The organism is Azonexus fungiphilus (assembly GCF_003634965.1).
In the GTDB taxonomy this organism is placed as follows: domain Bacteria; phylum Pseudomonadota; class Gammaproteobacteria; order Burkholderiales; family Rhodocyclaceae; genus Azonexus; species Azonexus fungiphilus.
On sequence record NZ_RBXP01000014.1, the window covers coordinates 47,880 to 61,209 of the forward strand.

General features: G+C 68.8%; 13 protein-coding genes. 3 read left to right on the plus strand and 10 right to left on the minus strand.

Features of this window, described 5'->3' with window-relative positions; genetic code table 11:
- Position 1 precedes the first annotated feature (1 nt).
- Both DFR40_RS07835 and cobC read left to right on the plus strand, forming a co-directional pair.
- A complete protein-coding gene (locus DFR40_RS07835) occupies positions 2-763 on the plus strand; it encodes an adenosylcobinamide-GDP ribazoletransferase (RefSeq protein WP_121457944.1) in 762 nt (253 codons plus the stop codon).
- Positions 751-1,284 (plus strand): alpha-ribazole phosphatase family protein, encoded by a 534-nt coding sequence (gene cobC, locus DFR40_RS07840; protein WP_211329759.1) that lies wholly within the window; start codon positions 751-753, stop codon positions 1,282-1,284. The genes DFR40_RS07835 and cobC overlap by 13 nt, the downstream gene beginning before the upstream one ends.
- Here the strand turns inward: cobC and DFR40_RS07845 are convergent.
- From DFR40_RS07845 to DFR40_RS07860, 4 genes are all read right to left on the minus strand, one after another.
- The gene (locus tag DFR40_RS07845) at positions 1,263-3,263 is read right to left on the minus strand and encodes an LTA synthase family protein (protein ID WP_121457945.1); all 2,001 of its coding nucleotides are present in this window, start codon (positions 3,261-3,263) and stop codon (positions 1,263-1,265) included. The two genes, cobC and DFR40_RS07845, sit on opposite strands and share 22 nt — an antisense overlap.
- 79 nt (positions 3,264-3,342) lie before the next feature.
- Positions 3,343-4,665: a sensor histidine kinase gene (locus DFR40_RS07850; RefSeq protein ID WP_121457946.1), complete on the minus strand. Its 1,323-nt coding sequence runs from the start codon at positions 4,663-4,665 to the stop codon at positions 3,343-3,345.
- Complete coding sequence (locus DFR40_RS07855; RefSeq protein ID WP_121457947.1) at positions 4,655-5,326, minus strand: response regulator transcription factor; 672 nt, start codon at positions 5,324-5,326, stop codon at positions 4,655-4,657. Before DFR40_RS07855 ends, DFR40_RS07850 begins: the two co-directional genes overlap by 11 nt.
- Entirely contained in the window at positions 5,323-6,033 is a 711-nt protein-coding gene (locus DFR40_RS07860) for a PepSY domain-containing protein (protein ID WP_121457948.1), read from the minus strand. The genes DFR40_RS07855 and DFR40_RS07860 overlap by 4 nt, the downstream gene beginning before the upstream one ends.
- Positions 6,034-6,145: 112 nt before the next feature.
- Here DFR40_RS07860 and DFR40_RS07865 point away from each other — a divergent pair, with 112 nt between their 5' ends.
- On the plus strand, positions 6,146-7,111 hold the full coding sequence (locus DFR40_RS07865; protein ID WP_211329760.1) for an SdiA-regulated domain-containing protein: 966 nt from the start codon (positions 6,146-6,148) through the stop codon (positions 7,109-7,111).
- Here the strand turns inward: DFR40_RS07865 and DFR40_RS07870 are convergent.
- The 6 genes from DFR40_RS07870 to DFR40_RS07895 are packed head-to-tail and all read right to left on the minus strand — an operon-like array spanning position 7,077 to position 13,262.
- Positions 7,077-8,438, minus strand: coding sequence for an ATP-binding protein (locus DFR40_RS07870; protein WP_211329761.1), 1,362 nt, complete (start codon positions 8,436-8,438; stop codon positions 7,077-7,079). The two genes, DFR40_RS07865 and DFR40_RS07870, sit on opposite strands and share 35 nt — an antisense overlap.
- The gene (locus DFR40_RS07875) at positions 8,435-9,100 is read right to left on the minus strand and encodes a response regulator transcription factor (protein ID WP_121457949.1); all 666 of its coding nucleotides are present in this window, start codon (positions 9,098-9,100) and stop codon (positions 8,435-8,437) included. Before DFR40_RS07875 ends, DFR40_RS07870 begins: the two co-directional genes overlap by 4 nt.
- Positions 9,101-9,745: a TRAP transporter TatT component family protein gene (locus tag DFR40_RS07880; RefSeq protein WP_121457950.1), complete on the minus strand. Its 645-nt coding sequence runs from the start codon at positions 9,743-9,745 to the stop codon at positions 9,101-9,103. It abuts the gene before it with no gap.
- A 25-nt stretch (positions 9,746-9,770) separates the two neighbouring features.
- Complete coding sequence (locus tag DFR40_RS07885; protein WP_121457951.1) at positions 9,771-10,556, minus strand: SDR family oxidoreductase; 786 nt, start codon at positions 10,554-10,556, stop codon at positions 9,771-9,773.
- Complete coding sequence (locus DFR40_RS07890; protein WP_121457952.1) at positions 10,547-12,670, minus strand: AMP-binding protein; 2,124 nt, start codon at positions 12,668-12,670, stop codon at positions 10,547-10,549. The genes DFR40_RS07885 and DFR40_RS07890 overlap by 10 nt, the downstream gene beginning before the upstream one ends.
- A complete protein-coding gene (locus DFR40_RS07895) occupies positions 12,663-13,262 on the minus strand; it encodes a thermostable hemolysin (protein WP_121457953.1) in 600 nt (199 codons plus the stop codon). Before DFR40_RS07895 ends, DFR40_RS07890 begins: the two co-directional genes overlap by 8 nt.
- Between the last annotated feature and the right edge of the window lie 68 nt (positions 13,263-13,330).

Below are 13,330 nucleotides of genomic sequence, written 5' to 3' on the forward strand. Positions count from 1 at the left end.
CATGCTGCGCCGCGAGCTCGAGTATTTCCTCGGCGCCGTACGTTTCTTCACGCGGCTGCCGGTGCCGGCCTGGGTCGGCCATTCGGCCGAGGCGCTGCAGCATTCGGCGCGCTGGTTTCCGGCGGTCGGCCTGGTTGTCGGCAGCATCGCCGCGCTGGTCTACCTCGCCGCGCTGCAGCTCTGGCCGCAGCCGGTCGCCGTGCTGCTGGCGATGGCGGCGACGCTGTACGCCACCGGCGCCTTCCACGAGGACGGCCTGTCCGACACCGCCGACGGCCTCGGCGGTGGCTGGGACAAGTCGCGCATCCTGGCGATCATGAAGGATTCGCGGGTCGGCAGTTACGGCGTCGTCGCGTTGTGGCTGGGGCTGACCGGCAAGTTCGTGCTGCTCGCGGCGCTCGATCCGGCACTGGTGCCGGCGGCGCTGCTCGCCGGGCATGCCTGGTCGCGTGGCTGCGCGACACTGTTGCTGGCGACCATGGACTATGCGCGCGACGACGCGCAGGCCAAGGCGAAACCGTTGGCCAGCCGGCTGGCGCCGGGTCCGCTGCTGTTCGCCCTGGCGCTGGCGCTGGCGCCCTTGCTCTGGCTGCCCTGGTCGCAAGCGGCGGCCGGGCTGCTGCTGGCGCTGCTGGCGACGGCCTGGCTGGCGGCCAGGTTCCGCCGCTGGCTGGGCGGTTACACCGGCGACTGCCTGGGCGCCACCCAGCAGCTCGCCGAAATCGCCTTCTACCTCGGGCTGCTCGCGCAATGGCCGCGCTGACGCTGTACCTGGTGCGCCATCCGCGACCGTTGATCGCGCCGGGCGTCTGTTACGGTCAACTCGATGTCGCGGCCGAAAACCCGGCGCCTATCGTTGAGCGCCTGCGCCGCGAACTGCCGCCGGGCTTGCCGCTCTGGAGCAGCCCGCTGCAGCGCTGCCGGACGCTGGCCGAAGCCCTGCAGCCGGCGCCGCGGCTCGATGCGCGGCTGATGGAACTGGATTTCGGCGCCTGGGAAGGTCGACCGTGGGATGCCATCGCGCGTGCCGAACTCGACGCCTGGGCCGCCGACATCGACGGCTACGCGCCGCCCGGCGGCGAGTCGCCGCGACAGTTGCAGCAGCGCGTGCTCGCTTTCGTCGACGAATTGCCGGCCGGGGCGCATCTGCTGGTCACCCACGCCGGCGTGATCCGCGCGCTGCTTGCCGCCGCGGCTGGCGAAACCCAGGCGGCGGCGCTGAATCGGCCGGCGCCTGCATACGGCAGCCTGACCCGGCTCGATTATTCCTCGGGCAGCCGGTAGCGCTGCTCGCGGTACAGCCAGGCCGGCAGCAGGGCGTGCGCCAGGGCGCGCCGGGCCAGGGCCTCGCCGTCGGCGGGTGGCGCCTCGGCGGCGCTCAGGTGCTTCCTGGCGCGGTCGTAGTGGGCGAAAGCCGGTTCTTTTTCCGGGCGCAGGACGACCATGCGGTTGCCTTCCATCCAGCCGTAGTTCTGTTCGTACTGCATCATCGCCCGGCCGGGCAGGTCGTCGGCTTCGCGGGTCAGGTCGCGGCCGGGCATCGGGTGTTTGGCATCAACGCCCATCAGCGAGAGCAGCGTCGGCGCCAGGTCGATCTGGCTGGCGACGGTCTTGACCCGCTTCGGCTTGAGGTCGGCGCCGAGGATCAGGCCGGGGATGTGGAAGCGCTCGACCGGCACCATGCTGTCGCCACGCACGCGGATGTCGTGGTCGGCAACGACGACGAACAGCGTGTCCTGCCAGTAGGGGCTGGCCTTGGCCTTGGCCATGAATTCGCCGAGCGCGTGGTCGGTGTATTTGACGGCGTTGTTGTCGGTCGCTTTCGGTTGCTCGTAAAGCTCGATGCGGCCGTCGGGGAAGTCGAAGGGCGAATGGTTGGTCGAGGTGAACACCAGCGTGAAGCTGGGCTGGCCTTCGGCGTGCTTGGCGCTCAGGCGTTCGTGCGTCTTGTCGAACAGGTCTTCGTCGGAGACCCCCCAGCCGGCGACGAACTTCGGATTCTTGTAGTCCTTCTGCTCGGTGATGTGGGTGAAGCCGTTGCCGGTGAAGAAGCCGCGCATGTTGTCGAAATGTGCCTCGCCGCCGTAGATGAACTCCGACTCGTAGCCATGCTGGCCAAGGATGGACGCTAGCGTCGAGAAGTTGCGCTGGGCCAGCGACAGCTTGACCACGGCCTGCGCCGGCGTCGGCAGGAAGCCGGTGGTGACCGCCTCGATGCCGCGGATCGAACGGGTGCCGGTGGCGTAGAGCTGCTCGAACCACCAGCCTTCTTCCTTCAGCTTCTCCAGGTTGGGCGTCACCGGTACGCCGCCGAGCGACTCGACGAAGGTCGCGCCCAGGCTTTCCTCGAGGATGATCACCAGATTCAGCGGCTGGTCACGGCGTACCGTCGCCTGCTGGTCGACCAGCGTCGGGATTTCCGGGTCATTGACCAGCGGGTGCGGGTTGCCGAAGCGGGCGCGGGCGTTGCGGAACTCGGCGAGGATGTCGGCGCTTTCCATCTTGCCGTAGATCTCGCTCGAATTGGCCTCGTGTTGCATGCCGTAGATCGCGTGCGTCACCGACCAGGCCGAGTTGAGGATCAGCGTGTTGACCATCGGGTCGGCGGTCAGCGCGAAGGTGGCCGGATTGGCCGGCCGGTGCTGCAGGCTGGAGCGGATGGCCAGCGCACAGATCAGGAGCAGGATCGGCCAGGTGAGCCAGAGTTTCCAGCCGGACCAGGGGGCCTCGGCCCGCTGCCAGGCGCGCATCGTGCGCCAGGCGCCCCAGCCGCAGAGGCCGGTGACCAGCAGGCCGCCGACCAGATGCAGGCGGAAGCCGCTCCACAGCATGGCGACGACTTCGTGCGGATACTTCAGGTATTCGACGAAGAGTCGGTTCGGCCGGCTGTCGTATTCGTTGATGAAGGCCGGCGAGGCGATCTCGAGCAGCGCCAGGGCAGCGATCGCCAGCGTCATCCAGGCAATGTTCAGCTTGCGCCAGGCCGGCCACAGACGCTTGCCGGCGAGCAGCGGGGCAAGCAGCAGCAGCGGCAGGGCGAGCAGGGAAAGCTGGATCACGTCCACGCGCACGCCCTGCAGCAGCATCGTGCTCCAGATGCCGGTGGCGGCGACCCGTTCCGACTGCCACAGCATCAGCGCCGCGCGCGACAGCGTCAGCAGCGGCAGGCCGACCAGGAAGAGCATGGCGATGCCGGCGTAGGGACCGAACAGGTCGAGGCGTTGCCAGAGACGGGAGAGGGGGGAGGCGAGCTTGGCTGTCATGGCGGATTGTGTGAGGCAGATTCCGCAGAGTCTGACCAGCGGTTATTAAACGAAGCTTAAACGAAGCTTAAAACAAGGGCTAACCCGGCAGTCGCAGACTGGCCTGCAGGCCGCCCAGCGGCGAACGGTCGAGGCTCAGTTCGCCGCCGTAGGTTTCGGCGATGTCGGCCGTGATTGCCAGGCCGAGGCCGCTGCCTTCGACATTCTCGTCGAAGCGCTTGCCGCGCACGCCGGTCTCGCGGATCTGCCCGGCCGACAGTCCGGGGCCGTCGTCGCCGATCTCGATGACGACCTCGTCGTGCTGTCGACGGGCGCTGACGACGACGCGCGATCTTGCCCATTTGCCGGCGTTGTCAAGCAGGTTGCCGAGCATTTCCTCGAAATCGGTCTGTTCGCCGCGCCAGTGCAGTTCGCGGTCGACGTCGAGCTGCCAGCTCAGGCCGCGCTCGCGGTGCAGGCGCTGCATCAGGCCGATCAGGCCGTCGATGCAGTCGCCGACGGCGACCTGGCGGACGCTGCCGGCCCCGCTGCCGGCGCGGGCCAGGTGGCGGTCGATCAGCTGAGTCATGGCGCCGACCTGCTGGCGCAGCAACGGGTTCTGCTGCAGTTCCCCGTCGGCCGCCAGCAGCGACAGCGGCTTCTTCAACGCATGGCTGAGGTCGGCGGCATGGCCGCGGGCGCGGTCGACGATGCGGGCATTGCGGGCCAGCACCAGGTCGAGCTCCTGGGCCACCGGTGCCAGTTCCGGGCCGTAATCGTTGCCGACGCTGGCGGCGCTGCCGGTACGCACGGCCGCCAGCCGGTCGCGCAGTCGGTGCAGCGGTACCAGGCCGAGGCGTACCTGGAGGATGCTGGTGACCAGCAGCGAGACGATCAGGCCGAGCTGGGTGAACAACAGGATGCGGTCGAGCCGGTCGAGTTCGCTGGCGATCTCGTCGGCCGGCCCGAAAACATGCAGGCGGGCTGACTGGCCCTCGACCTCGATGTCGCGCATGAGGCCCATCAATCGCTGCGCCTGCGGCCCCACCAGCTGCAGCAGCTGCGGGTTGCCCGGCACCGGATGGGCCTGTGCCGTGTCCAGCCGGCTATCCCAGAGCGAGCGCGAGGTCTGGGTCTGACCGGCATTTTCCAGTTGCCAGTACCAGCCCGAGAAGATGCGGGCGAACTCGTCGTTGCTGCGCCCCTGCCAGCGCATGCCGTCGTCGCCGGCGAGCACGAAGATGCCGGCGAGCAGCCGCTCGCTCCGTTCTTCCAGGCGCTGTTCGAAATGCTTGAGCAGCGTCGTTTGCACGCTCTGGCGCAGGGCCCAGCCGCCGATCGTGGCAACCAGCAGCGCGGCCAGGGCGCCGAGCGCGACCAGCCGGCTGGCCAGGCCGAAGCGCCGGCTGCCTTTAATCAGCATCGACGGACCCGGTCAGCCGGAAACCGCGGCCGCGCTCGGTCTGGATCAGCGGCACGCCGAGCTTGCGGCGGATACGGCCGATCAGTACGTCGAGGGTGTTCGAGTCGGGGTCGAGATCGCGGGCATAGACATGTTCCGAGAGCTCGCTGCGGCTGACGACGCAGTCCTTGCGCTGGATCAGGTAGGCGAGGATGCGCTGTTCCTGGGCGGTCAGGGTGAGTGCTTCGCCGTGCAGCGTGAAGCGGTCGGCGTTGGCGTCGTAACTGAGGGGGCCGGCGGCCAGCAGCGGCGAGCTGTGGCCGAGCGCCCGCCGCTTCAGTACGCGCAGGCGCAGCGCCACTTCCTCGTGGAGGAAGGGTTTGGTCAGGTAATCGTCGGCGCCGGCATCGAAACTCGCCAGCTTGTCGCTCCAGCGGCCGCGTGCGGTGAGTACCAGGACCGGCATCGGGCGCTGGTGTTCGCGCCAGTGGCGCAGTACCGCGACGCCATCCATGCCGGGCAGGCCGAGGTCGAGCACGGCCGCGTCGTAGTCCTCGGTGCAGCCGACGAAAGCGGCTTCTTCACCATCATGGACGAGGTCGACGATCATCCCGTCGGCGGCGAGCGCGCTGGCGATCTTCCCGGCCAGTTCGCGGTCGTCCTCGACGACCAGCACCTTCATCGTTCGACCTCTTCGCCGTTGAGGACCTTGCCGCTGATCGCGTCGATGTCGAGTTCGAAAACCCGGCCGTCGGCCAGGCGGACCTCGACTTCGTAAAAGTAGCGTCCGTACTGGTCGTATTCGAGTTCGACCTCGTGGATGACACCGCGGTAACGGGCCGGCAGGCGCTCGAGAATGTCGGGCAGGGGCTTCAGGTTTTTCAGGACTTCCTGACGGTGGCCGTTGCCATCGATCAATTCGCCGCTGTTGGCATCGATGACGAACTCACGCAGGCGTCCGTCGAGCAGGATGACCTGGACTTCGTAGATCATGCGCTGGTCGGCAGCCTGCTTGAGCTCGAGTTCGAGAACGTTGCCAGGGTGGCGGGCGAGCAGGTTGCGCAGGGCCTTGGCCATGTTGATGCGCGGGTTGGCTGCCGTGCTGGCGTGGCGCAACTCGCTGCCGCTGACCGCGTCGACGAGCAGCTTGGCGCGCTGGCCATCGTTCTTGAGGATGGTGATCTCGTAGATCCGGTTGCCGTTGATGTCGCGCTCGAGGTCGACATCGAGGACCTTGCCCGGATGGCTGGACTGGATGCGTGTCAGGATTTCGTTGAGCGGCTTGAGCTGGCCGGCCTCGACCGCGCGCCGGATCGCGTATTGCTCCTCGCCGCGGGCGAGCGGAGGCAGCGCCAGCAGCAGGATGAACAGGAAGGGGAGGGCTTTCATGACGGCTATCTTGCGGCGACCCGGTTAAACGTTTCGTGAATTGTAGCGTCACGAAGCGTTCACGATTGGCGGGCTAGCATGGCTGCATCGTCAATTGTCCGGATTTTGCCCCATGTCCCAAGCCAGCTCCTCAGCCTTGCCGGCGCTTGCCGCCTTCCTGGTTCGCCGTCAGCGTGTCCGCCTGCCGGGCATGCGCTGGTTGCTCGCCGTCCTGCTGCTGGTGGCGACTGGTTTCGTCCTGGTCGTCGCCCAGCCGAGGCTGGCGCTGGCCTGGGCTCAATTTGCAGCCGATGCCGGTGAGCGCGAACGGGCCGTCTGGCTGCCCGATTACCGGGTCGAGATCGAGGCCCTGCCGTTGGCCGGGATCGCCGACGATGTCTCCGGGCTGACCTACGATCCCGATCGCGGCACGCTGTTCGCGATCACCAATGCGCGTCCCGAGATCCTCGAGCTGTCGTTGTCCGGCGAGGTGCTGCGGCGCATTCCGGTGAGCGGCCTCGGCGATCCGGAAGCGATCGAGTACGTCGGCCCCGGCCGCTACGTGGTCACCGACGAGCGGCGCCAGGCGCTCGTCGAAATCCGCCTCGATCCGGCCACGCGTGTTGTCGATGCCGCTGCCGCCAGGCAATTGATGATCGGTATCGGGCGCAACGGCAACAAGGGTTTCGAGGGACTGGCCTACGACCGCGCCGGCGATCGCCTGTTCGTTGCCAAGGAGCGTGATCCGCAGCGTATTTTCGAGGTGCGCGGCTTCCCGCAGGCAGCGGCGATCGAGATCGCCGAAGACCGGGCGCGCGACGCGGCCCTGCCCGGCAAGGACCTGTCCAGCCTGCATTTCGACGCAGCCAGCGGCCACCTCCTTGCCCTCTCCGATCAGTCGCGCCTGCTGGTCGAGTTCGACACTGCCGGCAAGCCCCTCAGCAGCCTGTCGCTGCAAGCCGGCCGCAGCGGCCTGCAACAGGCAGTGCCGCAGGCCGAGGGGGTGGCCATGGACAGTCGCGGCAATCTCTACCTGGTCAGCGAACCGAACCTCTTCTACCGTTTCAGCCGGCCGTCGGCCGCAGGTTCTGCAGGCTGACCGAAAGGCCGCCTTGCGGCCGGTTGGCCAGCCGTAGCCGGGCTGCGTGCAGCTCGGCGATGCGCGCAACGATGGCCAGGCCGAGCCCATTTCCTTCGGTTTTTCCCGGTTGACCGCGGAAGAAGCGTTCGCCCAGGCGGGCCAGCATGCTTTCCGGAACGCCTGGGCCGTGATCGTTCACGGTCAGTGCGCAATTGTCGACGCCGCTGTCGATGACGATTTCCACGGTACGGTCTGGCGCCGTGTAGCGGAGTGCGTTGTCGATCAGGTTGCGCAGGGCGATCTGGAGCAGGTCGGGGTCGCCGAGGACGACGGCGCTGGTGGCCGGAAGCACGATGCGGTCGCGCTCGGGCAGCGCGGCGACGGCCTCGTTGACCAGCCGCCCGAGGTCGACCGGGACGGTGTGCGGGGGCTGGTTCAGCGGATCGAGCCGGGCCAGGCGCAGCAGTTGCTCGACCAGTCGTCCGGCGCGGTCCACGCCGACCTCGATCTGCTGCAGCGCGTGCTCGCGTACCGGCGAGTCGCCGCTCAGCCGCGCCACCTGGGTCTGCACCTTGAGCGCGGCGAGCGGCGTGCGCAGTTCATGGGCGGCATCGGCGGTGAACCGGCGTTCGTTGTCGAGCGTCCGCTCGACCCGTCGGAACAGCCGGTTGATCGCATTGAGCAGCGGTTGCGCTTCGGTTGGCACGCGCCGGCTGGCGAGCGGCGCGAGATTGTCCGGCGAGCGCGCGGCGACCTCGTCGGCCAGTTGTTCGAGCGGCCGCAGCGTGCGCCGGATCGACAGGTAGATGAACAGGATCAGGACCGGCACGATGAGGATCAGCGGCAGCACGGTCTGGACCGCGACCTCGAGTGCGGCACGGTCGCGCAGGCCGATCGCCTGGGCGACCTGGACGCGGTAGCGGCCATCCTCGGAAACCCTGTTGAGCACTCGCCAGGCGGCGTCGTGGCGGATGATGTCGCTGTAGTCGGCGACGCCGAGGATCGGCAGTTCGGGCGCATCGGGCGAGCGCGCGAGGATGCTGCCGTCGCCCAGCCCGATCTGGAATTCCAGTGGTGGTTCGTAGATGTTGTCCTCGGTGCCGCGCACGGTTTCCAGCCGGGCGACGATGTCGGCCAGGTCGTCCTCGTTGTCGTGGGTGATCGCCAGCAGCAGGCGGGCGGTTTGCGCCAGGCTGCCGTCCATCAGCTCCTCGGCCTCGTGCTGGGCCTTGGTGTAGCTGAACCAGCCGGTGAGCAGCCAGGTCGTCAGGACGATCGCGCCGATCGCCGCCAGCAGCCGCCAGCGCAGCGAATGGACCCGCCTCGAGGTAATCGCCGGCTTCATGCGTCGCCGTCGGCGAGCTGATAGCCGAGGCCACGCACCGTCCTGATGAAATCGGCACCGAATTTCTTGCGCAGGTGATGGATGTAGACTTCGACGGTATTGCTGCCGGCTTCGTCGCCCCAGGCGTAGAGGCTTTCCTCGAGCTGGCTGCGGCTGCGGATGTGGGTCGGCTGGCTGATCAGGGCATGCAGCAGTGCATATTCGCGACCGGAGAGCGGTACGTCGCGGCCCTGGTAGCTGACCCGCTTGCTGGCCGGATCGAGGCTGACGCCGCGGTGTTCGAGCAGGGGCTGGGCCTTGCCGCCGGCGCGGCGGAGCAGGGCGCGGATGCGCGCCTGCAGTTCGCCGAGGTCGAAGGGTTTGGTCAGGTAGTCGTCGGCGCCGTGGTCGAGGCCGGCGATCTTGTCTTCGGCGGTGTCGCGCGCGGTCAGCAGCAAGACCGGGGTCTGGTCGCCGCGCGAGCGCATTTCACGCAGCACGGTCAGGCCGTCCTTGCCGGGCAGGCCGAGGTCGAGGACGCAGGCGTCGTAGCGGTGGTCGGCCAGCGCCAGCAAGGCCATTTTTCCGTCCTCGACCCAGTCGACCGCATAGGCCGCCAGTGTCAGCCCGGCGCGGATGCCGTCGCCGAGCAGGGTGTCGTCTTCAACCAGCAAGAGTCTCAATTAGCGTGCATCCCCGGCAGTTTTCGCGAGCAGCGCCCGGATTTCCTGGCGCCGCCCCTGATCGGCCAGTTCGCGTCCCGGGCGGGCCGGCGCGGCAAGGGCCTTTTCCAGGTAGCGGCGGCCTTCGGCGACGCGATCCTGGTCGATCAGATACTCGCCGTAAAAGAAATTCGGGTCAATCCCGTCGGGATTGACGGCCAGCGACTTCCGGAACAGCGCTTCGGCCTTCTCCTTGTCGCCGAAACCGAGCGGCCAGCGCGGCACCTTGGCGTAGAGCGTGGCCAGGCTGGTATAGGCGGAACCGTTGAGCGACTTTTCGTCGAGTTTCAGGCTTTCCTCGAGCAGGGCCTTGGCTTCCTTGGCCAGCGAGAGGCCGCCGAGGCCGCCGCGGACGCCGGCTTCGCTGGAGACGACGATGGCCTCCCAGATCAGCGCGGCGGCCAGGTTGGGGTTGGCCTTGGCGACCTGGCTGGCCTGGACGGCGAGCTCGCGGTAGAGGTCGGCCTGCTGTTTTTCCGGGGCCTTGTACTTGATCTCGGCCCAGCGGTCCTGGATCGGGCGAACCAGGTCGTCGCCGGGGGCGGCGTGGAGCAGCGTCGCGCAGCCGAGGCCAAGCGCGAAAAGCAGGGATTTCAAACGGGACATGATGCCTCCTGTGTTCTGTTGAAGATCACGCCTTGGCGGCGTGTTGTTTGATCCTGGCGAGCTTGCCGCGCAGGCCCTGGTCGACGAGACCGGGGGCGCAGCCGTTGAGCCAGGCGAAAAAGCGCTCCGGGAAACCGATGTGGCCTTCGGCGACGTCGTTGGCGAGCATGCCCAAGATGTGCCGGGCGACCTTCTCCGGCGTGTCGGTGGCGCTGCCCAGCGCACGATTCAGGGCGCGCACCGCCGGCGGGTTGATCGGCGTGTCGATGGCGCGCGGCGCGACATGGATGACGCGCACCGTACTGTCGGCAAGCTCGCGCCGCAGGGCCTGGGAGAAGCCGCGCAGCCCGGCTTTGGCCGCCGAATAGGCAGTGAAGCCGGCGAAGGGAATGCTGCCGAAGGCCGAGCCGATGTTGACCACCGCTGCCGTCGGCTGTTGCGTCAGCCAGGGCAGCAGCGCCCGGGTCAGGCGGATCGGAGCGCCGAGGTTGGTCGCCAGGATGCGCTCGATGTCGTTCCAGTCCTGTTCGGCAAGCAGCCCGAAGCTGGCGACGCCGGCGTTGTTGATCAGGATGTTCGTCCCGAAGGCGCGGGCCGCGGCGACCGCACTGTCGATGCCGGCGGCGTCGGTCAGGTCGGCCTGGAGCAGTCGGTAATCGCTGCCGGCCGGCAGGTCGATGCGGGCCAGCGCGACCGGGTCGCGGCCGGTCAGCAGCAGGGCTGCGCCGGCTTGTGCCAGTTCGCGGGCGAGCACGCCGCCGAGGCCGCCGCTGGCGCCGGTGAGCAGGATGCGGGCGCCGTTCAGCTGCATGTCGCGACCTCGACCGGCAGGGCGTGGAAGATGTCGCCGTAGAGCTTGAAGAAGACCTTGGCGGCGTGCAGCACCTCGGCCTGATCGGCTGGCGTCATCAGGTCGAGGATGTTGGCCAGGTGCTGCGTGTGTTCCTGGTCGAGGGTGCCGTGCGAGCGCAGGTAGGAGAAGGCGCTGTCGGGCAGGCCGAGGGCGGTCTGGATGCGGTCGGCGGCGGTCAGTGCGAGATCGACGCTGGTGCCTTCGAGGACGAAGACCATGCCGAAGAAGCCGGCCGGGTTGCCGCGGTTGATCAGGTCGTAGGCGTAGGCGACCATCAGTTCGGCCGGCAGCTCGGGGCGGCTGTGGCGTACCGCTTCGGCGTCGCCGCCGGCGGCGGCGATGTCGTTGAGGATCCATTCCTCGTGGCCGATTTCCTCCTCGATGTACTCGGCGACGCCGGCGCGCATCCAGGCTAGGCGCTCGGGCAGGCGGCCGCCGAGGGTCATCAGCAGCGGCGTGGTGTGGCGCACGTGGTGGTAGGCCTGGGCCAGGAAGGCCAGGTAGCTGTCGCGGCTGGCGCGACCCTGCAGGCATTCGCTGATGATCGGGGCGCTGAGCAGGTGGGCGCGGGCAGCTGCGGTTTCGAACTTGAGCGTGTCGTAGAAGGACATCGGGGACTCCTTGGCAGAATGAAGGGCCGCCAGGGCGGCATGGTGGTGATCGATGACGGCCTGGCGGCGTGGCCGGCCGTTGCCGGTGGCCAGCCCGTTGGCCGGGGTGAAGGCCGGGCTGGCGATGAAGTGGGCGACCTGCGCGTACTCGGGCAGGCTGGCATTGGCGCGGGCGATCGCTTCGCCCAGCGCCGTTTCGGGCAGGCCGGGGAGGCCGACGACGATGGCGCTGAGCGCCGGCTGACCGTCGCCGGCGACGACTGCCTGGACGATCTGCGGCTGTGCCAGCAGCGCCGCCTCGACCCACTCGGGCGAGACGTTGCGGCCGAACGAGGTGATCAGCAGGTTCTTGCGCCGGCCCTGCAGGTGCAGGTGGCCGTTGCCGTCGACGCTGGCGAGGTCGCCGGTGGCGAAGGCGCCGCCGCTGGCCGCGGCTTGTCCGGTGTAGCCGAGGAAGGCGCGGGTGCGCACGCTCAGCTCGCCGTCGACGATGGCCAGTTCGGCGTGGGCGAGCGGACGGCCGACACCCTCGCCGTCGTCGCCGGGCCGGTTGATCGCCAGCACCGAGCCGCCTTCGGTCAAGCCGTAGCCCTGGTAGGCGGGAATGCCGAGGGCCCGGGCGTCGGCCAGCAGGCCGGGGGCGACGCGGGCGCCGCCGACGGCGACGAAGCGCAGCGAATCTTGCGGTCGACTGCCGGAAAAGGCCAAAAATGCGCACCAGGCCTTGAGCAGCTCGGGCACCAGGATGACGCTGCCGGCGCCGCTTTCCCTGACCTTGCGGTCGAGCGTCGCCGGGTCGAAGCCTTGCCTGCCGGCCCAGCCGAGTTCGGCCAGCGGCGGCAGGTGCACCGGCATGCCGCGCAGCAGTGGCGCATAGACGCCGGCGACGTTTTCCAGCAGCAGGGCCAGCGGCAGGACGGCCAGATGGCGTTCGAGCGGCAGGTCGGCGAGGCGCTCGTGCACTGCGCGGGCGGTGTCGAGCAGGCCGTCGCGGCTCAGGCAGACGCCCTTGGGCGCGCCGGTGCTGCCCGAGGTGAAGGAGATCTTGGCGGTGCCCGGCGGCAGCTCGACCGGCTCGACCACCCGGCGCATCCAGGTCAGGCCCTGCCAGCGGCCGGTGATCGCGAAGCCGAGGTCGAGGGCGCCGATGCGTTCCGGCTGGTCGGTGAGCACGGTGTCGGCGCCGGCCTGTTCGAGCGCATTGCGCAGTTGTTCGCCATGGAAGAAGGCGGGCAGCGGCAGATGCACGCGGCCGGCGTCCTGGCAGGCGAGATCGGCGATGATCCAGGCCGGGCTGTTGTCGGCGAGGACGCCGACGACGCGGCTGCCGGCCAGGCGTTCGCGCAGGTTGAGCAGTTCGGCGACGATCTCGTCGGCGTTCCAGCGGCGCTGGCTGTCGAGCAGCAGCGGGAAGTCGGCCGGGCGGGCGGCGAGTTCGGCTTGCCAGGAAAAATCAGCCATGGCGCTTCACCATTTCCAGGGCCAGCGCGATGCGGCCGGCGACGACCACCGGCCGGCTGTCGTAGTAGCTGCCCCAGTCGGCGGCGTCGGCGCCGAGGCGGGCCGGGTCGGCGCTGGCCAGCGCCAGCGGCGGCAGGCCGAGGCGGCGGAAGATGCCGATCAGCTCGCTGGTGGCGGTGAAGGCGACCCATTCGTAGCCGAGCCGGTCGAGGTGGCGGGCCAGGTTGAGGATGACATCGACACTGCCGCCGGCTCGGTCGGCCGCCAGGTTGCCGACCTCGACGATGGCTTCGCGCCGCACCGGCTGGCCGGCGAGGCGGGCGACGGCGGCCTCGATCGGCTCGTCGAGGTAGGTTTCGAGGAACAGGCGCTCCTCACCGGCGCAACGCCAGCCGGCCGCGGCGGCGATGCGGCCGGCGTCCTCGAGCAGCATCAGGTTGGGGGCGAAGCTGCTGACCTCGGCGCCGTAGTGGCGGCGGAAGATGTCGGCGATGAAGCCTTCCGCCGCTGCCCGTTGCGGGGCGCCGACGACGGTATGGCGAACCGTCGGCAGCGGCCGGCGGGTCTGGAGAATCTTCTGGATGGCAGCCATCTTGGCCTCCCTGGAGCACGATATGGCTCCAAGGATGCGACTGCCGAATTAAAGGAAACTTAAGCGTT

Excerpts from the sequence above, each read along its gene's own strand:
- DFR40_RS07880 (WP_121457950.1), bottom strand. The coding sequence starts at position 9,745 with ATGTCCCGTTTGAAATCCCTGCTTTTCGCGCTTGGCCTCGGCTGCGCG.
- DFR40_RS07850 (WP_121457946.1), bottom strand. The coding sequence starts at position 4,665 with ATGCTGATTAAAGGCAGCCGGCGCTTCGGCCTGGCCAGCCGGCTGGTC.
- DFR40_RS07865 (WP_211329760.1), top strand. The coding sequence starts at position 6,146 with ATGTCCCAAGCCAGCTCCTCAGCCTTGCCGGCGCTTGCCGCCTTCCTG.
- DFR40_RS07855 (WP_121457947.1), bottom strand. The coding sequence starts at position 5,326 with ATGAAGGTGCTGGTCGTCGAGGACGACCGCGAACTGGCCGGGAAGATC.
- DFR40_RS07870 (WP_211329761.1), bottom strand. The coding sequence starts at position 8,438 with ATGAAGCCGGCGATTACCTCGAGGCGGGTCCATTCGCTGCGCTGGCGG.
- DFR40_RS07895 (WP_121457953.1), bottom strand. The coding sequence starts at position 13,262 with ATGGCTGCCATCCAGAAGATTCTCCAGACCCGCCGGCCGCTGCCGACG.
- DFR40_RS07860 (WP_121457948.1), bottom strand. The coding sequence starts at position 6,033 with ATGAAAGCCCTCCCCTTCCTGTTCATCCTGCTGCTGGCGCTGCCTCCG.
- DFR40_RS07845 (WP_121457945.1), bottom strand. The coding sequence starts at position 3,263 with ATGACAGCCAAGCTCGCCTCCCCCCTCTCCCGTCTCTGGCAACGCCTC.
- cobC (WP_211329759.1), top strand. The coding sequence starts at position 751 with ATGGCCGCGCTGACGCTGTACCTGGTGCGCCATCCGCGACCGTTGATC.
- DFR40_RS07890 (WP_121457952.1), bottom strand. The coding sequence starts at position 12,670 with ATGGCTGATTTTTCCTGGCAAGCCGAACTCGCCGCCCGCCCGGCCGAC.
- DFR40_RS07835 (WP_121457944.1), top strand. The coding sequence starts at position 2 with ATGCTGCGCCGCGAGCTCGAGTATTTCCTCGGCGCCGTACGTTTCTTC.
- DFR40_RS07885 (WP_121457951.1), bottom strand. The coding sequence starts at position 10,556 with ATGCAGCTGAACGGCGCCCGCATCCTGCTCACCGGCGCCAGCGGCGGC.